Below are 23,597 nucleotides of genomic sequence, written 5' to 3'. Positions count from 1 at the left end.
CTCCTACATTTTAGAAAGGGCCTTTAGAAGACCCACGTCGGGAACCAGCGCAGAATTCCGGTCACATAACTGCCGCTGACCTGCATGCCCGAGAGAACGGGATAGAACATCACGAAGAGCACGAATACCGCAGCTACATAGACATACCGGATTGTCTTCGCCCGGCGCTCCAGCAGCAGATCGTCAAACTGCCTGAACACGTACACCAGCGCCAGAATCATAAACGGAACCATTGCAAAATAATGGTACAGGAATGTCGTTCTTGGAACAAGCATCCAGGGCACATACTGGGAAAAATATGCGATCCAGATCATATATTCCGCCTTCTGCCTGCGTTTGATCGTCAGCCACAGCAACGCCAGAACCGCGAACACACCGGTCCACCAGATCAGCGGATTCCCCATGGTCACAATACTGCTCACCATTCCGGCCGGCTGTCCTTCGCCACCGCTGAAGAACCACACCGGACGCTTCATGAACGGCCACTGCCACCACTGGGAAGAGAACGGATGGGTAGCTTCAAGCTTGCTGTGATAATCGTACATACTGGTCTGTGCGTCAATCAAGCCCTTGAACGTATATCCCTGTTCGGTCACAGACAGTACGGGGATGAATGATGCGCTATAGATCGCAGCCGGAATCACGACGAAGAAGACCAGACAGCAGGACAAGGTGATAATAGTCTTTTTCCAAAAAGAGCCCGCCGCTTCCCTGCATGCTTCCGCCATCGCCGGATCTCCGGCTGCCCCCGCCGCCAGCAGGCGGCGCGCCGCCCGGTGCTGCCGGTAGCGGTCAAAGAGCGAAATGCCGAGCATGATGGCAAGGCCCGCTCCGCCGTAGAGCGCGATCCATTTGGATGCGACCCCGATGCCGAAGAACAGGCCTGACCAGAACAGCGGCCAGAGCGTTCGGCGCAGTGGAACGCGGTAGAAGTTCATCACCATATACCGCTGCATGAAGTAGAACATCAACATAATGAAGAACACGACGTATACATCGATGGTCGCGATCCGCGTCTGGGTGAAATGCATGAAGTCCAAGGCGAACAGCCCTGTCGCAAGCGCGGCGTAGCGGGTGCGTCCGAACAATCTATGCGCCATGACATACAGGGCAGGCAGCATGGCGATGCCGAACACCGTGCCGACGATCCGCCAGCCAAACGGATTGACTCCGAACAGCGCCATTCCCACCGAGATCAACAGCTTGCCAAGCGGCGGATGCGTGTTCTCGTACGGAACGATACCATGAGCGAATTCATAGGCTGTACGCGCATGGTAAATTTCATCGAAATAAGAGCTGTTCATGAAGCCCGAATTGGCAGGAATCAACTGCTGCTCGTCAAACAGATTGGCAGGCTTCCCTGTCTTCGGTGTGCCTCCCGTATCCTCCGATACGTTCGAAACCGGAAGCGGCGTGGCCGATCCCTGCTCGTAAAAGGCCATTTCGTGCAAATAGAAGCCCGGCGTGTTTACGTTCACTTTCACATAGCGCGCCGACACGTTAAGGTCATTGCTCTTCCATATAAAGACGTTGCCGACGTCTTCGTTGATTTTGAGCGGGGAGGAGAAGCTGTCCTGCGTCTGCCCGAATTCCAGCGTAAACTCCCCGGTTCCCACGCCGCCGAATATCTGCACCCGGTCGAGCTGCTTCGCGCTTCCCAGATCGACAACGAAGCTCTCACCGGCAGATGAAGGCGCCCAGACTGTCTCAGGCGAAGATGAAGAGCCCAGATGCACAAGCGCAAGCGCACCGTACAGCACCGTTATGGCTCCCATCCATAACCAATCCTTGCGGAGCAGACGCGGCGGGGCTGCGGCAGATTCACCTTCGGGAATGCGCAGCTCACCAGCAAGCGCCAGATCGGATGCCCGCAGCTCCCCTTGGGTACGCGGAGGTGCGAGCGGCAGAATCCGTCTTCGGTAATAGATATCCCAGCCCGTATACAGCATAAAGAGCAGCAAGGCAATATTGGCAATCGACGTCAAAATAACAACGCCGTCCGATCCCGGGTTCTGGCCCGCATTCAGGAACAGCAGCACATAGGCGACATTGATATACTGCGTAAGGCTGATGCCGAAGAACAGGGTCAGCAGCCTGCGGTCCTTCGTCTCCATGAAGGTGAACAAGCTGAGAATAAGTGCCGGGAACATGTAGCGCTCATGCATTTTGGTTCCAACAACGAACATGACGACAATAAGGACAAGCCCGATAAAGTAAGATTTGGACAAATCTTTCCGGTCCTTCCGGAACGAATACACCCCGGCCAGCACGACAGCGGCCAGAATCGCGATATTGCCCCAAATGCGGAACGGAATGCCCAGCCAGGTCTGGTCGATCGACGTCCATGACGGCGCGATAAGCGTGTACAGGTTAAAGGCGTTAACCGTCGAATACGGGTAAGAGGACAGCGTGCCCATATAGAGATCGATCAGCCCTTTGAGTCCGCCGTTCCCCCAGAAGAAGGGCAGCGTAATCACCGCAAAGGTCACTAGACCAAAGACTGCGCCCTTAAGCATCTCCAACCAAGCCCGTCTATGATAAAAGGCGAACAGCAGCACCGGCGTAAAAATCAGCGCCTGAGGCTTGACCGCCGTTGCAATGGCGAACCAGACCGCCGAGGCAGCCAGCTTGTTCTCCGAAACGGCGATGATGCTGACGAGAAGGAACAGGACGAAGAAAGCGTCCGCCTGTCCCCAGACGGCCGAATCCGTCAGAACGGCCGGGTTGAACAGATACAGAAGCGACAGGCCGAGGGCGATGCCGCTGCCAAGCTTTTTGCTGCCATAGCGATAAATGAGCCAGCCCGCAACAAGATCGGAGAGAATCGCCGGCAGTTTGAACAGCAGCATCTCGCCTCCGGAGCCGGGAACGATGCCAAGACCGACTTTTAGGCTGTGGAGCAAATACAGGATATAGAGATAGCCGGGCGGATAATCGGCAAATATGCCCTCTTGATAGAAGCGGCCCGGACCAACTTCAGCCAGCCGCTGGCCCCAGTACATGAAGGTCCTCATGTCGCTCATATACCCTTCTTGCGTCCACCCGAGCCGCAGCCGCAGCAGGAAGGCAATTCCCATGGCCAGCCATAGCCAGGCTCCATATGAACCTTTCTCCTTGCGGAGCAGGCGGTCGCTTCTGAAGGCGGTCCGGTACACCCAGGCGAACAGGCCCGAGAACAGCGCCGAGAAGATCAGAATGTTCTTCCAGGAGATTTTCAATGCCTTAACTTCCTGGCTGACACCCGAGGAGGAATCGAGCGAGATAACCGAAGCGCCCGCCGGAGCGGAAGTCAGTTCCTCCACGGTAACATCGTCAAAATAAGCCTTGCCGGTGGCAAGATTGCCGTAGCCCCCAAGAGCCGCGCCGATCGTCATTTCCTTCTGACCGCTTCCCGTCTTGCCGACAAAGGTCAGCTCCTGCCAGGTTCCGCCGGTATCCTTGGTGCTCGGATAGCCTCCGCCTACGCCCGCGACGAAGAAGTTGGCCCCAAGACCCTCGCTTCCGGCGCTTACCACCTTGACCCAGCCGGATACTTTGTAGTGCGTGTCCGGCTTGACGGCAACGGTCTGAATCCATTTCGCATGATTGGGCTGCCGGTTCTCGATGACGGCCGCGTAAGCGCCGGAATGCACATCTTCAGATTCAACGGACAGCACACTGGCTTCCCCGCCCTGGACCCATAAATCCTGAGTCCACGAAACGGGCACCTTGCCGTCCGCCTCCTCAAATCCCGGGTTCTTGAGCAGGTTTCCTTCCGCAAACATCGTTCCGGCTGGCAGCACCAGCATGAAGAGCATCAATAATAACGTCAATTTCGCGGCAAGAGGCCACTTTTTCATTCGTCTTTACCACCTTTGAACCGAATCTATGTACAAGGCCATTCCTTGATTTTCCCCTCATTTCAATATAATCGAATATCCAGGTGAAGGAAAGTCCGCCATCCCTTGTGCAGTGGAGCCAATCCTCCTACCTCCATTCCCTTCCAGCTTGTTAAAAAAGAAAACGGCCCCTTCCTTATTGGAAGAAGCCGTTGCCTCGGTAAGCTCTGCTCTTACCCCTGGCTGCCGATCAGCACATAGCGGAGAACGACCAGGATGGCCAGGAGCCACATCATCCAGTGGATGTCGTATTTCTTCTTGCCGGAGATATTCGCCACAAATGCCAGTACGACATAAGTGACGATCCCGAAGGAAATGCCGTTGGCGATATTGTACGTGAAAGGCATAATAGCCAGCGTCAGGAACGACGGAATTGCGATGACCATATCGCTGAAATCGATCTGGCGGATCGACTGCGCCATCAGCACGCCGACGATAATCAGCGCCGCGGCAGTGGCGGAGCCCGGGATCAGAGCAGCGACCGGCGCCAGAAACAGGGCGAGGAGGAAGCATACGCCGGTTGTAACGGCGGTAAGGCCTGTACGTCCGCCTTCAGCTACGCCCGCTGCGCTCTCGACATAAGCGGTCGTCGTGGAAGTTCCGAGCATTGCGCCCCCGGCAACGGCTGCCGCATCGACGAGCATCGCTTTGCCGACACGCTTCTTGCCGACTTCAGGATTGTCCATAATGCCGGCGCGCTGCGCTGTGCCAACCAGCGTTCCGAACGTATCGAACAGTTCGACGAACGTGAATGTAGCGATCGCCGAGATGATGCCGGTATGCATAATGCCCTCCCAGTCAAAGGACCAGAAGTTGAGCTGCGAGAAGTCTGGAACCCAAGGTGTCGACGGATTGGACAGCGTGGAGAAATCGACCGCGCCCATCAGCACACCGACAATGGTCGTGCCGAGAATACCGAACAGGATGGCTCCCTTGACGCGGAGCACCATCAGAATTCCGATCAGCAGCAATCCGATGATTGCCAGCTGAACATTCGTGTTATCAAGGCTGCCCATATGAATAACCGTCTCGAAGGACAGCACATCCGTGAAGGTGTTGGCCGGAATCGCATTGCCCGCTTCAACGCCGATCGTCATCAGGCCGCTGTTCTTGAGGCCGATGATCGTGATGAACAGGCCGATGCCGACGGTGATGGCATGCTTCAGGCTGTCCGGAATGGCGTCAAGCAGAATTTGCCGGACCTTGGTAACCGTAAGCAGGATAAAGATCAAGCCGGAGATAAATACCGCCGTCAAGCCCATCTGCCAGGTGAACGGATGATCCGTCGTGGCTGAGGACAGGACAACCGATGCGAAGTAAGCGTTCAGTCCCATGCCGGGCGCGAGCGCAACCGGGAAATTAATGAAGAGTCCCATGGCGATCGTAAAAATACCCGCTGCAAGCGCGGTCGCCAGAAAGACGGAATACCAGCCCATGTCGATCCGGCCGAACGCCGTCAGAGTGCCGGGATTGACCGACAGGATGTAAGCCATCGCCATAAAGGTCGTCAGGCCGGCCATAATCTCGGTACGTACGTTGGTGCCGTTCTCTTTGAGTTTGAAAAAGCGTTCCAAAATGTTCTCCCCCTAAGGTAGTAATAGATGGGCAGCAACAAATAAGCCGGTGTCGAAGACGACGCCGGCTGAGAAGAAATACCGCCACCTCGCCGCCGCGCGCCAAAACGCGGAAAGCAGCAAGAAACGGCATCCCTTTATATCGTAGCCAGGTCATTATGGTGACCTCGTAGAGACTCCCAGGCCAATCCCCGGGATTATACGAATAGTGATGTTGTTGTGCTTTCTCATTTTAGGCTGACCTCACATCGCTTGTCAATAGTAAAAACGAACATTCCCGGTCATGTTCCTGTGAATGTTCGGTTATGGGATGATATGGTTATCATTAGGATATCCTGAAAAATCAAGTTCATGCATCCCCGATTAACGTCAGATTATTTAACCCAACCCCCGCCAAATCTCCATCAAAATTGGACCACCCCCTCATTTATGTGAGGTTTACTCATATTCCGGTAAGATATCAGTAAGATCGCTTCTGTAAGATGAGATTGCGTCAAATTACATTCCGTATATATGACGTCAAATAAGGAGAGGAGTGATCCAAATTGGAGAGAGCGGAACAAGCTAAAGGACCGCCAAGAGTCCTGACGCAGGGCAAACAGATTATTTTCGGCGTGTCTTTGATGGCTCCTGTCGCAATCTTCGGAACCTACGGAGTCGCGACCGAAATATCGGACGGAATGCTGCCGACCGCCTATTTGATCGCTTTTCTGGTCATGCTCATTACGGCATATAGTTACGGAAGAATGGTCAAAGTGCTGCCGACTTCCGGCTCAGCCTACGGCTATGTGCAAAAAGCGGTGCATCCGTACGCCGGATTTCTGGTCGGCTGGACGCTTCTGCTCGATTATGCCTTTGTACCGATGCTGTCGGTGCTGTTTCTGGGGCTGGCCCTTCATGACATGCTTCCCGCAGTTCCCAGCGTGGGCTGGGTCGCCGTCCTCGTCGCCTTCAGCACACTCCTCAACATCCGGGGCATGCAGACGACCATCAAGGTTAACCGGGTGATCGTCGGGCTTCAATTCTTGTTGATCGCCGTATTTTTGGGGTTATGCGCTTATAAAATCCTTCATCCGGCGCTGTCGGCGCCTCCTTCATCCGCCCCGCTCTTCCCGAACCACTCCGGCGTCCTGCACAGCGTAATCGCGGGAACGGCTCTCGTGTGCCAGTCCTTCCTGGGCTTCGACGCGGTGACTACGATTACCGACGAATCGGTCGAGCCGCAGCGAACCATTCCCCGGACGCTGATCATCGTGACGGTGCTGATGGGCGCGCTCTATTTCTTCATCGCCTATTTGGGAGGCCTTGCCTTCCGGGGCGGCTCGTTCTCGTCGACGGACACGGCGGCTCTGGAGCTGATGAATTTTTTGGGCGGAGCAGCCTTTGAAAATCTGTTCATGGTCGTCAGCGCCGCCTCCATCTTCGTGCTGGTGGTATCGCAGCAAGCAGGCATCTCACGCCTACTATTTGTCATGGGCCAGGACCGCGTTGTTCCACAAAGGCTGTTCGGCCACCTGCACAAGCGGCATATGACTCCGGTCGGAGGGATTATTTTTATCGGCATCTTTACTGTTGTTGTCTCTTCCCTCGTGGATCTCGTTACACTGGCCTCATTCATTAACTTTGGCGCCTTTATCGCCTTCGCCTTTGTGAATATATCCGTCATTGCCCACTATTATGTGAGAACCGGACAGCGTTCGGTAAGAACGACCCTCATGTACTTTCTCATTCCGTTAGCCGGGGTTGTATGCAACCTGTGGCTGCTCGCGAATTTGAAGTCTCAGGCGCTGATCGTCGGGGGAGCGTGGGTCGCTGCGGGACTTGCCTATCTGGCGGTAAAAACCCGGATGTTCCGGCAGATGCCGAACTGGGGAATTTTTGATCATGTGTAAGAGGGAGGGTTCATATGTCAAGCAGCCATACAAAAGCGGCGATTAATCTGTACGCCATTCTTAGAAATCTGGAAGAACTGTGCGAGGTGGACGAAGCATCGCAGGGACTCATTCGCGGCAAGCAGCAATCCATCCGGTTCTCCATTCAAAACGGCCCCTCGGCAACACTCGTATTCCGGGACGGCAAATGCAAGATGACCGAAGATGAAGGTTCCTCATCAATCAAGCTGTATTTTCGTTCCACCGACCATTTCAACCGGATGATCGACGGCGCGGCCAATCCGATTCCTGTTAAAGGGTTCACGAAATTGGGGTTCCTGACCAACGAATTCACCCAACTCACCAAACGCCTGGAATACTATCTGAAGCCGCAGCCCGAGCTGCTAGGGGACCCCGACTTTTTTCGTCAGCACACCGGTTTCCTGCTCCATACCGCTGCATATGCCCTGGGCTGCATCGCCAATTACGACCGGGTCGGCCAGGAGATTGCGAAGCGGATTCCCGACGGCGTGGTCTCACTGTCCATTCAGGAAAGCGGACAACAGGTCTTCCTGGAGGCCAGGAGCGGACGGCTGACGGCGATGAAGAGCACTTCCGTGCCGCCGCGCTCCTTCATGATTTTCGATACGGTGCAGTCGGCAGGCGACCTGCTGAGCGAGCGGGCTGACGTGCATGAGCTGGTTGTCCGGGAGAATCTCCTGCTGAAAGGCATGATGCCGATGATTCAGCATCTTAGCGATATTTTATCGAGAGTGCCGCTGTATATTTGAGTTCTTGGTCCGAATGACGAAATTCGATGAACGAATCCGATTGAAAGAGGCGATTATGATGCAAACCTACTCCTATCCTACGAGCAAGCAGCTGCTGGAAAGAGCCTTGAAGGTCATTCCCTCCGGCGTGTACGGGCATCTGGGCCCGGTCGAGGGAAGCATGCTGCCGCCGAGCGCTTTTCCATTCTACGCCAGCCGGGCGAACGGAGCTTATTTCTGGGATGTAGACGGCAACCGGTTCATTGATTATATGTGCGCGTACGGCCCCAACATCCTGGGCTATAACGACGAGGAGGTCGAGCGCGCTGCGAACGAGCAGGCCGGGCTGGGCAACTGTGTGACGCTGCCATCCATCAAAATGATCGAATTCGCCGAGCTGCTGGTTGATACGGTCCATTCGGCCGACTGGGCCTTCTTCGCCAAGAACGGCGGGGATGCAACGAGCTTCGCGCTGACAATTGCAAGAGCCGAGACGGGCAGGAAAAAGGCAATTTTTGTGAAAAGAGACTATCACGGCGTATCCCCCTGGGCGAAGCTGATCGGCAACGCGGGCGTCGTCGAGGAGGACGTCTCCCACAACTTGTACGTGGACTGGAACGACTATCAGGCGCTCGAAAATCTGGTGGAGCAGCACCCGGGCGAGATCGCCTGTCTGATGGCCTGCCCGTATTCCCACGGGAACTATGTCGACAACGAGCTGCCGGCTGCGGATTACTGGAGCAAAGTACGGGCGCTCTGCACGAAGCACGGCATCGTGCTCGCCATTGACGATGTGCGCTGCGGCTTCCGGCTCGATCTGGCCGGCTCGGATCACTATTACGGCTTCAAGGCGGACCTGATCTGCTTCTGCAAAGCGCTTGCCAACGGGCATAATGTGTCGGCGATCTGCGGCATCCAGGAGCTGAAAGGTACAGCCGCCTCGGTCTTCTATACGGGAAGCTACTGGTTCTCGTCCGTCCCGTTCGCAGCCGGAATCGCCACAATCCAGAAGCTGAAGCGGATCGACGCGCCCAAGCTGCTCCGCGAGATCGGCCAGAAATTGACGGGCGGGCTGGTCGATGTAGCCAAGAGCCACGGATTCCATCTGAACATCAGCGGCGAGCTGCCGCTGTGGTATATGAGAATTACGGATGACGACACCCAGGTGCTTCATCAAGCCTGGATTGCCGCCTGTGTGCAGCGCGGCGTCTTCTTCACGAATCACCACAATCATTTTCTGAATACGGCGCTGACCGACGAGGATATCGCCTTTACGCTTGACGTGGCGGACGACGCTTTCAAGGCCGTGAAACAATTGCTCCCCCAATACGCTTAGCATGGGCGACATTTCAGGAGGCAGGACATGACCAGAACGATATTGATTACAGGAGCATCGTCGGGAATCGGGCGGGCGACCGCGGACTATTTTGCACAGAAGGGTTGGAACGTGGCTGCCACGATGCGTAGTCCCGAGGGCCAAAAGCCTTCATCGCCGCGCATCCGGTATTACCGGCTGGACGTGACGGACACGGAGAGCATCCGGCTAGCCATCGACGGAGCGATCTCCGATTTCGGCGGGATCGACGCGGTGATGAACAATGCCGGCTACGGCGCGGTCGGCGTGTTCGAGGCCGCCTCCATGGAACGGATCAAACGCCAGTTTGAAACGAATGTGTTCGGGCTGATGAATGTCACCTCCTGTATCCTCCCTTACTTCCGGGCCCGAAAAAGCGGCATGATCATCAACATCTCGTCTATGGGAGGCAAGACCACCTTCCCGCTGTACAGCTTGTATCACAGCACCAAATGGGCGGTCGAGGGCTTCTCCGAATCACTGCATTACGAGCTTCGCGCCATTGGAATCAAGCTTAAAATGATTGAACCGGGAGTGATCAAGACCGATTTCAATACCCGCTCGCTCGATTTCATCAATGACGAGAAGCTTGCGGAATATCAGCCTTACGTCCAGACGGCAATGTCCAATATTGAACAGAGCTACACGACAGGCGACACTTCAGAGACGGTCGCGAAGACGATCTACAGAGCCGCGACCGACGGCTCCAGCCGTCTGCGCTATCCGGCAGGCAAGCCTGCCCCGCTGCTGCTGGCGCTCCGCAAGCTGATTCCGGAAAGATGGTTCATCGGACTCGTCCGGGGCCAGATCGAGAAGTAATCGCCGGAGCAGAACAAATTCCCCAAAGGCGGGGCTTAGCCGGACTGCCAATTCTTGTGCCTGCCTGGGGAGCCTCGCCTAATTATTTCTTCGAAGGAGCGTGCTGCCCATGATTATCGGCGTGCCCAGAGAAATCAAAAGCTATGAGAGCCGCGCGGGAATGACGCCCTCCTCCGTTCAGGTCTATCGCCAGCATGGACATGAGGTATGGATCGAGGCCGGGGCCGGGGAAGGCAGCGGATTCGGGGACAGCGAATATATCGATGCGGGCGCCCGGATTGTCCGGGATGCAGCCACCGCCTGGTCGGCGGAAATGGTGGTCAAGGTCAAAGAGCCGCAGCCGGGAGAATATTCGTATTTTCGCGAGGGATTGATTCTCTTCGCCTACCTTCATCTGGCCCCCTCGCCCGAGTTGGCGCAGGCGCTGATCGACCGCCGCGTGTCCGCTGTCGCCTACGAAACGACTCAGCTTGGCGATGGAAGCCTGCCGCTGCTGATACCGATGAGTGAAGTGGCCGGGAGAATGTCGGTTCAGATCGGAGCCCGTCTGCTGGAGAAGCCCTCCGGCGGCAAAGGAATGCTGCTTGGCGGGGTTCCGGGCGCGAGGCCGGCAGAGGTCGTCATTGTCGGCGGCGGAACCGTCGGCACGAACGCCGCCAGGGTGGCGACCGGACTCGGCGCCGATGTCACCCTTCTCGACATCAGCCCGGAGCGATTGCGGCGGCTGGATGATCAATTCGGCGGCAGGCTGAAAACCTTGATCTGCAATCCCTATGTGCTCGCCCAGGCCGTACAGAAGGCCGATCTGCTGGTCGGAGCGGTGCTTGTGCCCGGCGCCAGATCGCCGAAGGTCGTGACGGCGGAGACGGTCAAGCAGATGCGGCCAGGCTCGGTCATCGTGGATGTGGCGATCGATCAGGGCGGCTCGATTGAAACGGTCGACCGGATTACGACTCATGGAAACCCTACATTCGAGCGCCACGGCATTCTCCATTATTCGGTCGCCAACATACCGGGTGCGGTTCCCCGAACTTCCACCACCGCATTAAGCAACGCGACGACGCCTTACGGGCTGCTGATGGCCAATCACGGGTTAAGGCAGGCTGTCTTAAGCAACCCGGCGCTTGCGAAAGGACTCTGTGTGATCAACGGACAAGTAACATGCAGAGCCGTTGCAGAGTCGCTCGGAATTCCCGAAGTTCCGCTGCTTGACGCACTCTAAAATCCCTTAGATCCCGCCTTCCGAGAGGATTTCGGATGGATCGTGGCGAATTGGTCACCAGTATATTTACTGGACCCGCAATCGGGCAGATTTCCGCAAGGCGAGGTGACCTCATTGTTTATCCGTGAGAGTAAAATCACGATACCGGACTGTTCCCCCTGTCTGCCCAGAACACGCCTATATTCGTTCCTGGACGAGCATCGGCATGCGAAGCTGATCACGGTCATCAGCGAGCCGGGCTATGGCAAGACGACTTTAATATCCGGCTATGTCCGGGAAAGAAATATTCCGGCCGTCTGGTATCGCTTGAATGAAAGCGATCGTTATCCCCATATTTTACTCACCCATCTAAAAGCGGCGCTATGCCTGAATTCGGGTCATCATCTCACCCAGCCGGTCATGCCGGAGTCTGTCCGCGAAGAGCTGGAAGAAGTCTCGCTCATGCTGTCGAATTGGACCTCCGAGCTGTACCTGGTATTCGACGATATTCAAATGATCCAATCCGTGCGGGAGATTCTGGACATCCTGAACCTCTTGATCCGGGAATCCTCGTCCCGCGTTACCTTCGTGCTGATCGGCCAGCAGCTCCCCTCCTTGCCCTACGCTTCGCATAAGGTACAACGCCAATATGCGGAAATTACAAATCGGGAGCTTGCTTTTTCGAGAGAGGAAGTCGAGGCCTTCTTTCGGGACGCCGGCGCCGATCCGCTGGAGAGCTTCGAGCTTGAGCTGATCGTTCACAAAACTGAAGGCTGGCCGGCCAGCCTTCAGCTTGTCCGTGACGCCATCCAGGGCAGAACCCGGGAGGAGCGGGAGCGAATCTGGAAGCAGTTCCCCGCACTTCCGCATATTTATGATTACTTGGCCAGCGAGGTGCTGGACCGGCAGCAGCCGGAAATCCGGCGCATTCTCCTCATGACCAGCATCCTGAAGGAGCTGGATTCCGCCATTATCCGGCAATACCTGGAGCCTGCTGACCCCGATGTGCTTGAATCGCTGTCCGAGCGGTTCCTGTTCGTCCGCAAAAATGCCAGGGGCGAATTCGAATTTCACCGGCTGTTCCGCTCGTTCCTGTTCGAGCTGTACCGCAAGGAGACGGACCGGCATGAGATGGAGCGCAATCACCGGCAGCTCAGCGCCATCTATGAACGCCATTATAAATACTTCCACGCGTTTGCCCATGCGATGCTGGGTGGAGATTACTCGAACGCCGTCCGGCTGATGCGGACGCTGGAGACCAGGTATCAGCCGCTGCAATTCATCGATCTGATCGAGAATTGGCTGGAGGAGTTCTTCGCCAGACAATCGCTCGCATCCCCCATTTTCGTGTACCGTTCTGTACCGCTGTCGATTCTGCAAAAATTGATCCCGCATCTGGAGAACAGCCTCGCTCTGCTGGAGAATCAGCAGCACGCAATGGGTGTCGCCAGCGTCAAGCAGCAGGTCGCGGGCATTTACATGCTGCTCGGGGAGCTGGAGAAGGCCCGTCATTTGTTCGAGGAGTCTCTGCAAATGTTCGAGCGGTTGCAGGATTGGCATATGGTTATGCTTAATCTGAACATTATGTCGGAGCTTCTGCTCAATCTGAATCAGACGGCACAGGCCAAGGCATGCGCGCAGCGATGCCTGTTTCTGGCCGAATCGGAAGGGGCGGAGCATTTCCGGCTGTACGCCCTAAGCGGTCTGGCCGACATTTTGATCGAGGAAGGAGCGCCCGAGGCTGGAGAGTATTTGGACAAAGCGCTTGAAGGAAACGGCATTGAGGACAATACCTTGAACTTGTACATTTACTGTGGCAAAAGCAAGTATTACAGCGTAAGAAACGAACCCGGGGCGGCGATCGAATGGGGACTCAAAGCGGTTCGAAATGCCGATGAGTTCGGGATCGGGTATGACACCGGGCTTGCCAGCCATCATCTGGGGATGGCGTATATGTGCGCAGGGCAGTGGGATGCCGCCGAGGAAGCGCTGAATCGGGCATATCTGAACCTGCAATCCTTTGCGTTCAATCTGACACAAGTCGTCGCCAGCCAATACGAGCTGCTCTTGAACAGAGGAGCCGACGAAGCCGAGCGGCAGGCGAAATGGATGGAGCTTACCCGTCTATGCCGGGAGTATGGCTATCCCTGGATAGAGAACCGCTTTAAGGCGCGCCAGCCGGACTCAGCCGTAGAGTGGGTTGAACCGGTCATTGCGCCTTCGCTCAAAATCGAGACGCTCGGGAAGCTGCAAATCGCGTTCGATCACCGCCCCGTTCAAATCAAGAGAAGAGCAAGCTTAAGACTGCTTCTCTATCTGATCGTAAATAACGGCCGGAGAATCCCTCAGGAAGTTCTCATGGAAGAGCTATTCCCGGATCAATCTCCCGAATCCGCTCAGAATCAATTGTATGTAGCTCTGTCAGTGCTGCGAAGCACGCTGGAGCCCAGCCTGCAATCCGGGCGGCATTCCAGTTACATCGGAAATTCCGAAGGTCTCTACTCGCTGCATCACGGCCGGATCGACCTCGATTTGAATACATTTCTGAATATGAGCGGCATTAGCGGGCAGAGCCACCGCGACATGGAGCGCCTGATCCGCGCCGAGCAGCTGTACCGGGGCGATCTGCTGGAGGAATACCGGTATGAGCCGTTCATCGAACCGGAACGCGAGCGCATCCGGATCAAGTATTTGCAGGTGCTGAGCGAGCTGGCGGGGCATTACGCCGAGCAGGGCGACTGCTACCGCAGCATGGAATACTATGAGAAGCTGATCTCGAAGGACCCTTACAACGAAGCCAATTATCGTGCTTATATCGCGATGCTGGAACAGTACCGCCTGCCGTCCCATGCCGCAAGTGTTGCCGAGCGGATGCGCAGGGCGTTGGCGGAATAAGCGTCCGCCGGAGCCGGATGGTGTGGCGCATGGCGGCTCTGCTTCCGCGCGTTCCATAATAATCTTTTTGGATTACACCTACAATGCCATTACTTCTTGACGTTCGTTTCATATTTGGAGAGATAACTCAACTTTCGCGAAGCCAAATGAAATCAAACACTTACGGAGCCGAACCAAACGCTTCTTGCCGACGCTATTGCACGTCCTCTTACTGACATACCATCCTTAACAGCTAAGGAAAAAGAGACACTCGGGAAGTCTCCCGGGCGTCTCTTCGTTCTTATTGGGTTAAATTACCACATTATTACCCTATTACGGGTGCTAAACCAGCAGCAACGATCACCAAAACTTCTCGCGCCATGTCTTCCGCCGATTTCAATTGCGGATGTCTACTCCACTCGACCGCTGCTCCAAATATGCCCCAGCTTGCAATCAGGGCGGCAGTCTCCACCGATTCCCGTGAAACGGATGGTTCCGATTGTTCACTTAACCAGGTAAGTAATAGGTCATATAGTTCCTTTTGCATTGCGACCTGAAATAACGGTTCATACTGACGATCAGCTAAAGTCATATACGGACGAGTACAGAAAAGAAAATCAAAAACGATTAAAATAAGCGACCGCAGGCTCCCCATATCGGATAAAGTACCATTAGGCAGCTCATCCTTCAGCTTTTCCTGAAATTTTTCCCTCATCCAGCTCTCAAGAAATGCGAATTTGTCTTCAAAATGCGCATAGAACGTGGAGCGGTTTACGGTCGCGTTGGCCGTAATATCTTGTACGGTAATAGAAGAGACATTCTTCTTCTTCTCAAGCAATTCCACAAAAGCCTGCATCAATAGTTGACGTGTCCGTTTTACACGGGGGTCGATTGTCTGAGTAAGCATGTTATACTTCTCCCTCTCTCTCACAATATATTAAAAAAACAACAGTTCAGTATGTGTGTTGGATAAGCCACGAATGCGCTTGTTTACTGGTTGTAGAACCCAAATCGCTTAGATAAGATTAACACAGACAGTGTAGTTTTTGCTACACTGTTGGGTCAATTGTGAAAGCAGTAAATCCCTATTATGGTGATTGCTTGTGCAATTTACTATGGGCTTCTTATCCAACAATAGGCCGTCTGTTGCAAGATTATATATCAGATAAACCAAGGGAGGATGATTCAAATGGAACAATTCGGTAAGGGGAAATTCTCCGGGAAGAAAATCGTAATTACGGGAGGCAGCAGCGGCCTTGGCCTCGCAGCGGCGAAGTTGTTCGTGGATGAAGGAGCACGCGTTTTGATTACCGGACGTACCCAGGCTAAGCTCGACTCGGCTCTTGAAGAACTCGGCAGCAGCGCGGTTTCATTGCTGAGCGACGCCGCGTCGTTGACAGATATCGATAAATTGGCCGACCGGGTCAAGGCCGAGTTCGGCACGATTGATGCCCTGTTCGTTAACGCCGGCATCACGCACTACGTCCCTTTCGAGTCAATGTCCGAGGATGTGTACGACGAGTTACTTACAATCAACACGAAAGGTCCGTACTTCACCGTACAGAAACTTGCCCCATTGCTAAACGAAGGAAGTGGCGTGGTGCTCACCACCTCTATCACGAACGTATTGGGTGTCCCGATGATCAGTGCGTACGCGGCCAGTAAAGCAGCGCTGCGCTCCATGACCCGCAGTCTGGCCCGCGAGCTGTTACCGCGGAAGATTCGCGTCAACGCGGTCAGCCCCGGCCCCATCGACACCGGCATCTTGGCGCGGTCGATGCCGAAGGAAGTTGCGGAACAGACCGAGGCGCAGATGAAACAGCAGATCCCCATGCTGCGTTTCGGCGATCCGGTCGAGGTCGCGAAAGCCGTAGCATTTCTGGCATTTGAGGCCACCTATACCACTGGGGCAGAGTTCCCTGTTGACGGAGGCGGCTCCCAGATCTGAGCACTTGGATGACCGATTGAATACATGAAAGAACGCTATTCCATCAGAGCAAAATGGAGGGAACATCGAAATGGAGAATTTAGATACGTCTTTCAAAGATGAGAAGAATCAGGCATCCAACCCTGCTACCATGCGGGCAATTCGGTTCCATGAATACGGCGAACCGACCGATGTCTTACGCTTGGAGGAGGTGGCGATTCCGGAACCAGGGCCGGGACGAATTCGCGTGAGAGTACGTGCTTGCGGGTTAAATCCGGTTGACTGGGTGACGTGCCAAGGACACTTTGCCGGTCAACTGCCCTTGCCCCGCGGGATCGGGCTGGACGTGGCCGGTATTGTAGACGCCATTGGAGAGGGCGTAACCGATGTTGCCATCGGTGATGCCGTTCTGGGTGGCGCAGATTTCATGAGTGGATCGAGCGCCGGTGCATCGGACCAAGCGATCATGTACTACTGGTTCCGCATGCCGGCCGGACTCGACTTTGTTCAGGCTGCAGCGCTGCCAATGGCGGTCGAAACCGCCTACCGGGGCATTGATACTCTCGGGGTGAAATCGGGTCAGACCGTACTCGTGCACGGAGCTGGCACCACGGTAGGGTTCGCCGCCGTTCAGATTACCCTCATGCGCGGTGCCCGCGTGATCGCAACCGCTGGTACTACCTACGCCGACAAACTCCGCGCCATGGGGGCGCTGGTGACCTCGTACGGTGATGGAATGGTCGAACGGGTGACCGAACTGGCGAAGCAGCCGGTTGATCTTGCCCTGGATACCGCACCAATCAGCGGTTCATTGAAAGATCTGGTCCAAATCGTCAATGGGCATCCGCAGCATGTCCTAACCGTCAGTGATTTCGCTGCAGCCGCTGAACTTGGCGTTCGCGCCAGCTATGGAGAGTTACAGACCGCACGTTATGACGTTGTCGGCGACTTTGCCGGGTATGCAGCAGACGGCAAGTTCACGATTCCGGTCGCCAAGACTTTCGCACTCGACGAATGGCGTTCAGCTGTCGAGACCAGCCAGAGTGGGAGTGCCCATGGCAAACTGATCCTCCTGCCCGACTCCGACTGATGAGCACATATAACCGATGAATATGCTGAATGAAGGAGGACATGCATTGAGTAAGAACCAACTAGAACATATCGCACTGATTACAGGCGCAAGTAGCGGGATCGGGTTGGCATTGACCCGGAAAATGCTGTCGGAGAACTGGCAGGTGATTGCTTTGATCCGGTCAGATTTTCCAGCGGACGATAAATTCCTTCAAGCTCATCTCAAGGACGGACAGCTCCGAGCCTATAAAGTGAAGGATCTCACCGATTATGGCAGCTTGAGACACGCTTTGGAAGAGATTAAGAGTAAGGAGCAGCGAATCGATATTTTGTTCAACAACGCCGGAGGGGGCTTAAGTGAGCTTCGTTCTTCGAAACAAGGCCGCGAACTGCATTATGAATTGTTGACGGTCGTTCCTTATATTATTCTGATGGAATTGAAGGATCTGTTGGAGAACGGCAACTTAAAAACGGTGATTAACACTTCATCGCAGGTGTTTAGATTTACGAAGGAGTTTACGATCGAAAACCTGGAGCATCCCAAAACCTTCCGCAAAATGTATGGACCTTATGCGACTTCAAAGCTGGCTCTTTCGTTGTGGACCCAAGCCATCGCACCGCAGCTTGCCAAGAAAGGCATCAAGATACGCAGCGTTGACCCGGGAATTAACAATACACTAAGAAAAGGAAAAGATTCCGGACTGACCGCAGGGTTTGAACTGTTTATGAAGTTATTTTCCTCTCCGCCTACCCATGGCGCCAACCTGTTGTTTGAGGCAGCCCTCGGCAAACACCGCAATGAAACCGGCGTGTTTTTGTTGAAAAATCGGGTGACAAACTTGAAATTTACAGAACATGCGCAGCGTGTGCTGGACAAAATCACTGATATATATAGCCATGAATTTCTTGGCGGAAGTATTCTAGTTGATGGCTGAGTTGTGAAGGCCCATCACAGTACAGGCTAATCTGCGTAATTAATTGCATATAAAAGCGAAGATCTCAGGCAGCTTAATCGCGTTTGAGATCTTCGTTATTAGTGTCGGTTCCCTCTCAATGATTAATGACCGCCGCTTTGGTAATTGCACCTCCACGTTATACACCACGCCACCGTGGTGAAGCCGATCGATTAGAAATGTACCTAAAGGAAATCCCTAGGCATCTTCATTATGTCCTTGTGCAGCTTTAGATGTAAAAGATGACACCTGCAAAGCCACCGATTCCACATGAGTGGATTGTTAGAGATTTTGGCGATCGGCGCTTTCGTTACAGAGCGCCTTCCCCGCTTGCAAAGCATCGCGAAAACGCCGGATGTCCCTGATCGGGGGGCTACCAAACATCCGCGTGTATTCTCGGTTGAAGTACGAGGGACTTTCGTAGCCAACCTGAAAAGCCGCCTCAGCCGCTTCCATCGTTGCAGATAGGAGAAGGCGACGCGCTTCTTGCAGCCTAAGTTGCTTTTGGTACTGGTTCGGGCTCATTGCCGTTACTGCTTTAAAATAATGATACAAGGACGACGTGCTCATGCCAGCCTCCTCTGCTAATTCGTCAACGCGCAGTGGCAATGCAAAATCGCGGTTTAACCGCTCGATCACCCTCGCGATTCGCTGTGCATGGCTGCCGATTACAGCGAATTGCTTGAGAGTGTCGCCCTGTTCGTCCTGAAGTATCCGGTAAATGATTTCACGAATCGCATACGGCGCAAGTACCGGAATGTCGCGGGGCGAGTCCAACAAATGTACAAGGCGCAATACGGCATCGTGCAGCGAATCGTTCATTCGATTGATGACCAGGCCTCGTCCATATTGGCGTTTAGGACTCTCGAGTTGAGCGGAGGTTTGGATCACATCAAGAATTTGATCCATCGTAAATTGCAGGCGAAGAGATACATACGGCGCTTCTGGTGACGCCTCAACGACTTGCCCGGATATCGGCAGCCTTACAGAAGCGGTCAGATAATGGTCTGAATCGTACTGATAGCTCTCTTGCCCCAGCATGACAACCTTCGAGCCCTGCGCTACCACGCACAGGGATGGTTGATAAACCGAATGCACCGTTTCGGATATATGGGACGTGCGAAAAAAGCATAAACCCGGAATCGACGTCTCGTGCGTGCCATCATGCGTTGAGAAGCGATCGATAACCTGTGCTAACGCTCCCCTCTGCTTCGTGAACTTCCCCTCCATCGCTTCACAACCCTTTTTTTAATTTTCTCGCCATCATTTTATGGCTTTTTGGAGTATTAGGCAATCGCATGAAGTAATCCGGCTACCGCCTTACCTGTGCGGAGAGACATAATAAATTTGCATCTATCAATCAAGATCATTGATGACCCGATCTGAAAGGAGAGCGTGAGAATGAAAACAGACAAAACAAATCCTCATCCCTATGTCGGAATGTGGGTTACCGCAGACGGATATATCCGGCATGAACTACTGTCGAACGGACGGTATGACGAAGCTCGCGGTAATCGCAAGAGTGCGTATCAAGGCAGTTATACCGTCGAAGGCGATCATATCGCATATGTAGATGATACAGGGTTTACGGCTGATGGCGATTTTCGAGAAGGGGTGCTCTACCACGCAGGTATGATCCTCTATCGGGAACATAACAAAGAAGGAGCGAAAAATATTGTCGGTTAGTAACGGAGAAGTTATTGTCATTACAAGTGCCATCGCTTATGCCATTGAGCAACCGGCGGACGTCGATGCGAACGAACTCATTATAAGGCCAACCGCGCAGTAAGGAGCTTGGAATGGATAAACGAATATGGATATTAGCAATTGCCTCATTTGTAGTAGGCACGGTCGAGCTTGTCATTGCTGGAATCATCGATATGATCGCAAAAGATCTGAACGTTTCTTTAGGTACCGCTGGCCAACTGATTACGGTCTATTCATTCGTATTTGCTTTTGGTTCCCCTCTACTCATGACCCTTACCGCTAAAGTAGAACGCAGAAAATTATTGACTGCTGCAATGTTCGTTTTTTTCGTAGGGAATATGATCTCTATCGTTAGCCCTACCTTTACGATTCTTCTTGCTTCGCGGGTTATACTTGCAGCGAGTTGCTCGATTGTGGTTGTTCTTTCTATTGTTATGGCCTCAAGTATAGTTGCACCCGAATTAAGAGGTCGTGCAATCGGAATTATTTTTATGGGGATAAGCGGATCTCTTGTCATTGGCGTTCCTCTTGGCACATTCATCGGTGAACTGTGGGGATGGCGCTCAACATTCGCTTTGGTTGGAACCCTTACCTTAATCGTGACCTGGGCAGTCAAACGATATCTTCCACGGGTTGCTCCGCGTCCAGGAATCCCGTTGCGAGAACAGCTTCGAACGCTAAAGGATGCTAAAATCTTATCCGCTCACACAATCTCAATCTTACAGATGACTGGCCAATTCACAATCTACACCTACATCACACCTTTTTTGCATGAGACGATGGGGCTGTCAACGAACATGATCAGTCTTGTTCTGTTTGTATATGGATTAGCAGGTATAGCAGGTGGATGGATGGGAGGATGGTCCTCAGATAAACTTGGGAACGGCAAGACGATGATCATCACTCTCCTGCTTCATGCGTTGGCTATATTCTTATTGCCTTTTTCTACAGATTCTATCTTTCTATTACTCATTGTTGTCGTAGTCTGGTGTGCATGTAATATGGCCCCAAGTCCTGCCATTCAAAGCTACCTGATACAAACCGCTCCGGAATCTTCGGATATCCAGTTGAGCTTTAATACATCATCTTTACACATAGGAGTTGCAGCAGGTTCTATCGTTGGGGGACTGATTGTAAACCATTTTTCCGTCACCATGAATGCATGGATTGGCGGACTGATCGTTATTCTGGCTATCCTATCAGCAATCTTCTCCTTACAGAAAAATAAATCAAAAAGCATCGACCGTTCCATCTTAGGAAAATTGTAATTGGAACTCCACATACACGAAAGCCCGAGCGGAGAATACGTTCGGGCTTTAACAAGTAGGTAAATGCGGCTCTGAATTTTACTTCCACTCAAGCGACACACAGCACTCCACATGTGTCGTGACTGGATTCGACTTGTATTGTTGGGATCACTTCAATAGCAGGTGGTTTTATGTTTCGCGCGTTTCACGCACCCAACCGGCTAAAGCCTAAATAAAAACTCCCACCGACAATCATTCGGCGAGAGTTTTTGGCGACAATCTTGGAGACAATTCAAAAGAGTTTTGGTCTCAGAAAGTCTTATGAGTTTTACCTAAACGGCGTAAAATCAACGTCTTTCAGTGTATAGAGTGTCGCTTGATTATTCCCACTCGATCGTTGCGGGCGGCTTGGAGGTGATATCGTACACGACGCGGTTGACGTTCTCCACTTCGTTGACGATACGCACCGAAATCTTCTCCAGCACATCCCACGGAATGCGCGCCCAGTCAGCGGTCATACCGTCGATGGACGTTACGGCGCGGATGCCGACCGTGTAGGAATAGGTCCGGGCGTCACCCATAACCCCTACGCTCTTCATGTTCGGGAGCGCGGTGAAATACTGCCAGATTTCGTTATCCAGCCCAGCCTTGGCGATCTCCTCGCGGAGAATGAAGTCGGAATCGCGGACGATCGTCAGCTTGTCCTCCGTCACTTCGCCCAGCACACGAATCGCCAATCCCGGTCCCGGGAACGGCTGGCGCCAGACGATTTCGCGCGGCAGACCGAGCTCTTCGCCGACCTTGCGCACTTCGTCCTTGAACAAGGTGTTCAGCGGTTCGATCAGGCTGAATTTCATGTCTTCCGGCAGACCGCCTACGTTATGATGCGATTTGATTGTCTGCGCTGTTGCCGTGCCGCTCTCCACGATATCAGTGTACAGCGTGCCCTGCGCGAGGAAATCAAATTCACCCAGTTCGGCCGATTCTTCATCGAAGCAGTAGATGAACTCGTTGCCGATGAGTTTGCGCTTCTTCTCCGGGTCGTCCACACCGGCCAGCTTGCTGAGGAACCGCTCGCGTGCGTCGATCTTCACGACATGAATATCGAACTTGCCGACGAACGTCTCCATTACGCTCTCGGCTTCACCCTTGCGCAGCAGGCCATGGTCGATGAACATACAGGTCAATTGGTCGCCGATCGCCTTGTGGATCAGCATTGCAACTACCGAGGAATCGACGCCGCCGCTCAGCGCGCACAGCACCTTCTTGCCGCCAACCTTGGCGCGGATGTCGTTCACGGCATCCTCAATGAAGGATTCCATCGTCCAGTTGCCATCGCATCCGCACACCTCGTACAGGAAGTTCGAGATCATCTCGTTGCCGTGTACGGAGTGGCGTACTTCCGGATGGAACTGCACGGAGTAGAGCTTCTTGCCTTCATGGCTCATGGCCGCGATTGGCGCGCTCTCCGTTCCCGCATCCAGCTTGAAGCCCTCCGGCAGCTTGGACACATGGTCGCCGTGGCTCATCCAGACGGTCTGGGCGCCTTCAAGGCCCTTAACGATCTTCGCTCCCTCTTCAAATGTCAGATCCGCCTTGCCGTATTCCCGTTTCGAGGCGCGCTCCACCTTGCCGCCGAGCTGATGGGCCATCAACTGCATGCCGTAGCAGATGCCAAAGATCGGCAAGCCGAGGTCATAAATCGCCGGGTCCACATGCGGAGCGTCCTCAGCGTATACGCTCATCGGTCCGCCGGAGAAGACGATGCCCTTGGGTGACAGCGACTTGATTCGTTCGATCGGCGTATTGTAGGGCAGCAGTTCACTGTACACGCCCAGGTCCCGGATTCTCCGCGCGATCAATTGGTTGTATTGTCCCCCGAAATCGAGAACAACGATAATTTCATTTGGCTTATTCATTACGAGCCTCCCTTGATTGTTGGATTCATTATACGCAAACGCAATTCGCACCGTCAAGAAAAGCCAGCCATCCAAAAAATGCGGCAGCGAGTACGTTCCCCGAACACAACGAGCCTTTAGCCCGAGGGAGATCAAAGCTTACATTTGGACCGGAAAAGACCACTGTTTTTAACAGACCATTCAGTGCAGAGTCCACCGCCACATCGTCATCTCAATTTCCGCAAACTGTAGACAAAATATTCAAAACATACCAACCAGAGTATGTGATATGATAGCAGAGCAATAGAAAGGCTGATATGGGCGGTCGGCTAATCTCCCGGAAGGGAGGTGATGCCTGTGGAGGTGTATCAAGCGTTGTCCCTGATGTTCATGTTCGGCATGTTCATTCTGGCGCTGCTAAGTTACCTCAAAAAGAAATAGACCGCCCCGACT

The 23,597-nt window shown here is 53.8% G+C and carries 17 protein-coding genes, 1 pseudogene and 1 riboswitch; of the genes and pseudogenes, 13 read left to right on the top strand and 5 right to left on the bottom strand.

Annotation, left to right across the window (positions count from 1 at the left end; translation table 11 throughout):
* Window positions 1–23 precede the first annotated feature (23 nt).
* Complete coding sequence (locus tag PSTEL_RS03470; protein ID WP_038693511.1) at window positions 24–3,839, bottom strand: glycosyltransferase family 39 protein; 3,816 nt, start codon at window positions 3,837–3,839, stop codon at window positions 24–26.
* Between the two features lie 212 nt (window positions 3,840–4,051).
* A complete protein-coding gene (locus tag PSTEL_RS03465) occupies window positions 4,052–5,452 on the bottom strand; it encodes an NCS2 family permease (protein WP_038693510.1) in 1,401 nt (466 codons plus the stop codon).
* A gap of 125 nt (window positions 5,453–5,577) precedes the next feature.
* Window positions 5,578–5,677: riboswitch (purine riboswitch) on the bottom strand.
* A gap of 320 nt (window positions 5,678–5,997) precedes the next feature.
* Here PSTEL_RS03465 and PSTEL_RS03460 point away from each other — a divergent pair.
* The 6 genes from PSTEL_RS03460 to PSTEL_RS03435 all read left to right on the top strand — a co-directional run bounded on the left by PSTEL_RS03460 (window position 5,998) and on the right by PSTEL_RS03435 (window position 14,362).
* The gene (locus tag PSTEL_RS03460; RefSeq protein WP_052098171.1) at window positions 5,998–7,344 is read left to right on the top strand and encodes an APC family permease; all 1,347 of its coding nucleotides are present in this window, start codon (window positions 5,998–6,000) and stop codon (window positions 7,342–7,344) included.
* Window positions 7,345–7,358: 14 nt separating this feature from the next.
* Entirely contained in the window at window positions 7,359–8,114 is a 756-nt protein-coding gene (locus PSTEL_RS03455) for a hypothetical protein (RefSeq protein ID WP_052098170.1), read from the top strand.
* Window positions 8,115–8,127: 13 nt separating this feature from the next.
* Window positions 8,128–9,429, top strand: a complete 1,302-nt coding sequence (locus PSTEL_RS03450; RefSeq protein WP_245625064.1) for an aminotransferase class III-fold pyridoxal phosphate-dependent enzyme — start codon at window positions 8,128–8,130, stop codon at window positions 9,427–9,429.
* 27 nt (window positions 9,430–9,456) lie between these two features.
* A complete protein-coding gene (locus PSTEL_RS03445) occupies window positions 9,457–10,266 on the top strand; it encodes an SDR family oxidoreductase (RefSeq protein WP_038693507.1) in 810 nt (269 codons plus the stop codon).
* Between the two features lie 109 nt (window positions 10,267–10,375).
* Entirely contained in the window at window positions 10,376–11,488 is a 1,113-nt protein-coding gene (gene ald / locus PSTEL_RS03440; RefSeq protein WP_038693506.1) for an alanine dehydrogenase, read from the top strand.
* 42 nt (window positions 11,489–11,530) lie between these two features.
* Window positions 11,531–14,362: an AfsR/SARP family transcriptional regulator gene (locus tag PSTEL_RS03435; protein WP_156995761.1), complete on the top strand. Its 2,832-nt coding sequence runs from the start codon at window positions 11,531–11,533 to the stop codon at window positions 14,360–14,362.
* Between the two features lie 304 nt (window positions 14,363–14,666).
* Here the strand turns inward: PSTEL_RS03435 and PSTEL_RS03430 are convergent, their stop codons facing one another.
* Window positions 14,667–15,248 (bottom strand): TetR/AcrR family transcriptional regulator, encoded by a 582-nt coding sequence (locus PSTEL_RS03430; RefSeq protein ID WP_038693504.1) that lies wholly within the window; start codon window positions 15,246–15,248, stop codon window positions 14,667–14,669.
* 282 nt (window positions 15,249–15,530) lie between these two features.
* On the opposite strand from PSTEL_RS03430, the gene PSTEL_RS03425 reads away from it, so the two are divergent.
* The 3 genes from PSTEL_RS03425 to PSTEL_RS03415 all read left to right on the top strand — a co-directional run bounded on the left by PSTEL_RS03425 (window position 15,531) and on the right by PSTEL_RS03415 (window position 18,274).
* On the top strand, window positions 15,531–16,289 hold the full coding sequence (locus PSTEL_RS03425; protein WP_038693501.1) for an SDR family oxidoreductase: 759 nt from the start codon (window positions 15,531–15,533) through the stop codon (window positions 16,287–16,289).
* 70 nt (window positions 16,290–16,359) lie between these two features.
* Complete coding sequence (locus PSTEL_RS03420) at window positions 16,360–17,358, top strand: NADP-dependent oxidoreductase (RefSeq protein WP_218917572.1); 999 nt, start codon at window positions 16,360–16,362, stop codon at window positions 17,356–17,358.
* A gap of 46 nt (window positions 17,359–17,404) precedes the next feature.
* Window positions 17,405–18,274, top strand: coding sequence for an SDR family NAD(P)-dependent oxidoreductase (locus PSTEL_RS03415; RefSeq protein ID WP_038693499.1), 870 nt, complete (start codon window positions 17,405–17,407; stop codon window positions 18,272–18,274).
* Window positions 18,275–18,574: 300 nt separating this feature from the next.
* Here PSTEL_RS03415 and PSTEL_RS03410 read toward each other — a convergent pair whose 3' ends face one another.
* The gene (locus PSTEL_RS03410) at window positions 18,575–19,522 is read right to left on the bottom strand and encodes an AraC family transcriptional regulator (RefSeq protein ID WP_052098169.1); all 948 of its coding nucleotides are present in this window, start codon (window positions 19,520–19,522) and stop codon (window positions 18,575–18,577) included.
* A gap of 171 nt (window positions 19,523–19,693) precedes the next feature.
* Between PSTEL_RS03410 and PSTEL_RS03405 the strand changes: the two genes are divergently transcribed.
* The 3 genes and pseudogenes from PSTEL_RS03405 to PSTEL_RS03400 all read left to right on the top strand — a co-directional run bounded on the left by PSTEL_RS03405 (window position 19,694) and on the right by PSTEL_RS03400 (window position 21,267).
* On the top strand, window positions 19,694–19,978 hold the full coding sequence (locus PSTEL_RS03405; RefSeq protein ID WP_038693498.1) for an Atu4866 domain-containing protein: 285 nt from the start codon (window positions 19,694–19,696) through the stop codon (window positions 19,976–19,978).
* A gap of 19 nt (window positions 19,979–19,997) precedes the next feature.
* Window positions 19,998–20,081: pseudogene (locus PSTEL_RS28885) on the top strand (oxidoreductase); the annotation flags it as partial.
* Between the two features lie 10 nt (window positions 20,082–20,091).
* Window positions 20,092–21,267, top strand: a complete 1,176-nt coding sequence (locus PSTEL_RS03400) for an MFS transporter (RefSeq protein ID WP_038693496.1) — start codon at window positions 20,092–20,094, stop codon at window positions 21,265–21,267.
* 359 nt (window positions 21,268–21,626) lie between these two features.
* On the opposite strand, the gene guaA is transcribed toward PSTEL_RS03400, so the two are convergent.
* Complete coding sequence (gene guaA / locus PSTEL_RS03395) at window positions 21,627–23,165, bottom strand: glutamine-hydrolyzing GMP synthase (RefSeq protein ID WP_038693494.1); 1,539 nt, start codon at window positions 23,163–23,165, stop codon at window positions 21,627–21,629.
* 330 nt (window positions 23,166–23,495) lie between these two features.
* Between guaA and PSTEL_RS28290 the strand changes: the two genes are divergently transcribed.
* A complete protein-coding gene (locus PSTEL_RS28290; protein WP_245625063.1) occupies window positions 23,496–23,585 on the top strand; it encodes a putative holin-like toxin in 90 nt (29 codons plus the stop codon).
* Window positions 23,586–23,597: the final 12 nt, after the last annotated feature.

Source organism: Paenibacillus stellifer (assembly GCF_000758685.1).
Lineage (GTDB): Bacteria > Bacillota > Bacilli > Paenibacillales > Paenibacillaceae > Paenibacillus_AQ > Paenibacillus_AQ stellifer.
This window is presented reverse-complemented; position numbering and strand designations above follow the sequence as displayed.

Coding starts and splice junctions, on each gene's coding strand:
- PSTEL_RS03405 (WP_038693498.1), top strand. CDS start 19,694: ATGAAAACAGACAAAACAAATCCTCATCCCTATGTCGGAATGTGGGTT.
- PSTEL_RS03425 (WP_038693501.1), top strand. CDS start 15,531: ATGGAACAATTCGGTAAGGGGAAATTCTCCGGGAAGAAAATCGTAATT.
- PSTEL_RS03400 (WP_038693496.1), top strand. CDS start 20,092: ATGGATAAACGAATATGGATATTAGCAATTGCCTCATTTGTAGTAGGC.
- PSTEL_RS03420 (WP_218917572.1), top strand. CDS start 16,360: ATGGAGAATTTAGATACGTCTTTCAAAGATGAGAAGAATCAGGCATCC.
- PSTEL_RS03430 (WP_038693504.1), bottom strand. CDS start 15,248: ATGCTTACTCAGACAATCGACCCCCGTGTAAAACGGACACGTCAACTA.
- PSTEL_RS03470 (WP_038693511.1), bottom strand. CDS start 3,839: ATGAAAAAGTGGCCTCTTGCCGCGAAATTGACGTTATTATTGATGCTC.
- PSTEL_RS03410 (WP_052098169.1), bottom strand. CDS start 19,522: ATGGAGGGGAAGTTCACGAAGCAGAGGGGAGCGTTAGCACAGGTTATC.
- ald (WP_038693506.1), top strand. CDS start 10,376: ATGATTATCGGCGTGCCCAGAGAAATCAAAAGCTATGAGAGCCGCGCG.
- PSTEL_RS28290 (WP_245625063.1), top strand. CDS start 23,496: ATGCCTGTGGAGGTGTATCAAGCGTTGTCCCTGATGTTCATGTTCGGC.
- PSTEL_RS03455 (WP_052098170.1), top strand. CDS start 7,359: ATGTCAAGCAGCCATACAAAAGCGGCGATTAATCTGTACGCCATTCTT.
- PSTEL_RS03450 (WP_245625064.1), top strand. CDS start 8,128: ATGACGAAATTCGATGAACGAATCCGATTGAAAGAGGCGATTATGATG.
- PSTEL_RS03445 (WP_038693507.1), top strand. CDS start 9,457: ATGACCAGAACGATATTGATTACAGGAGCATCGTCGGGAATCGGGCGG.
- guaA (WP_038693494.1), bottom strand. CDS start 23,165: ATGAATAAGCCAAATGAAATTATCGTTGTTCTCGATTTCGGGGGACAA.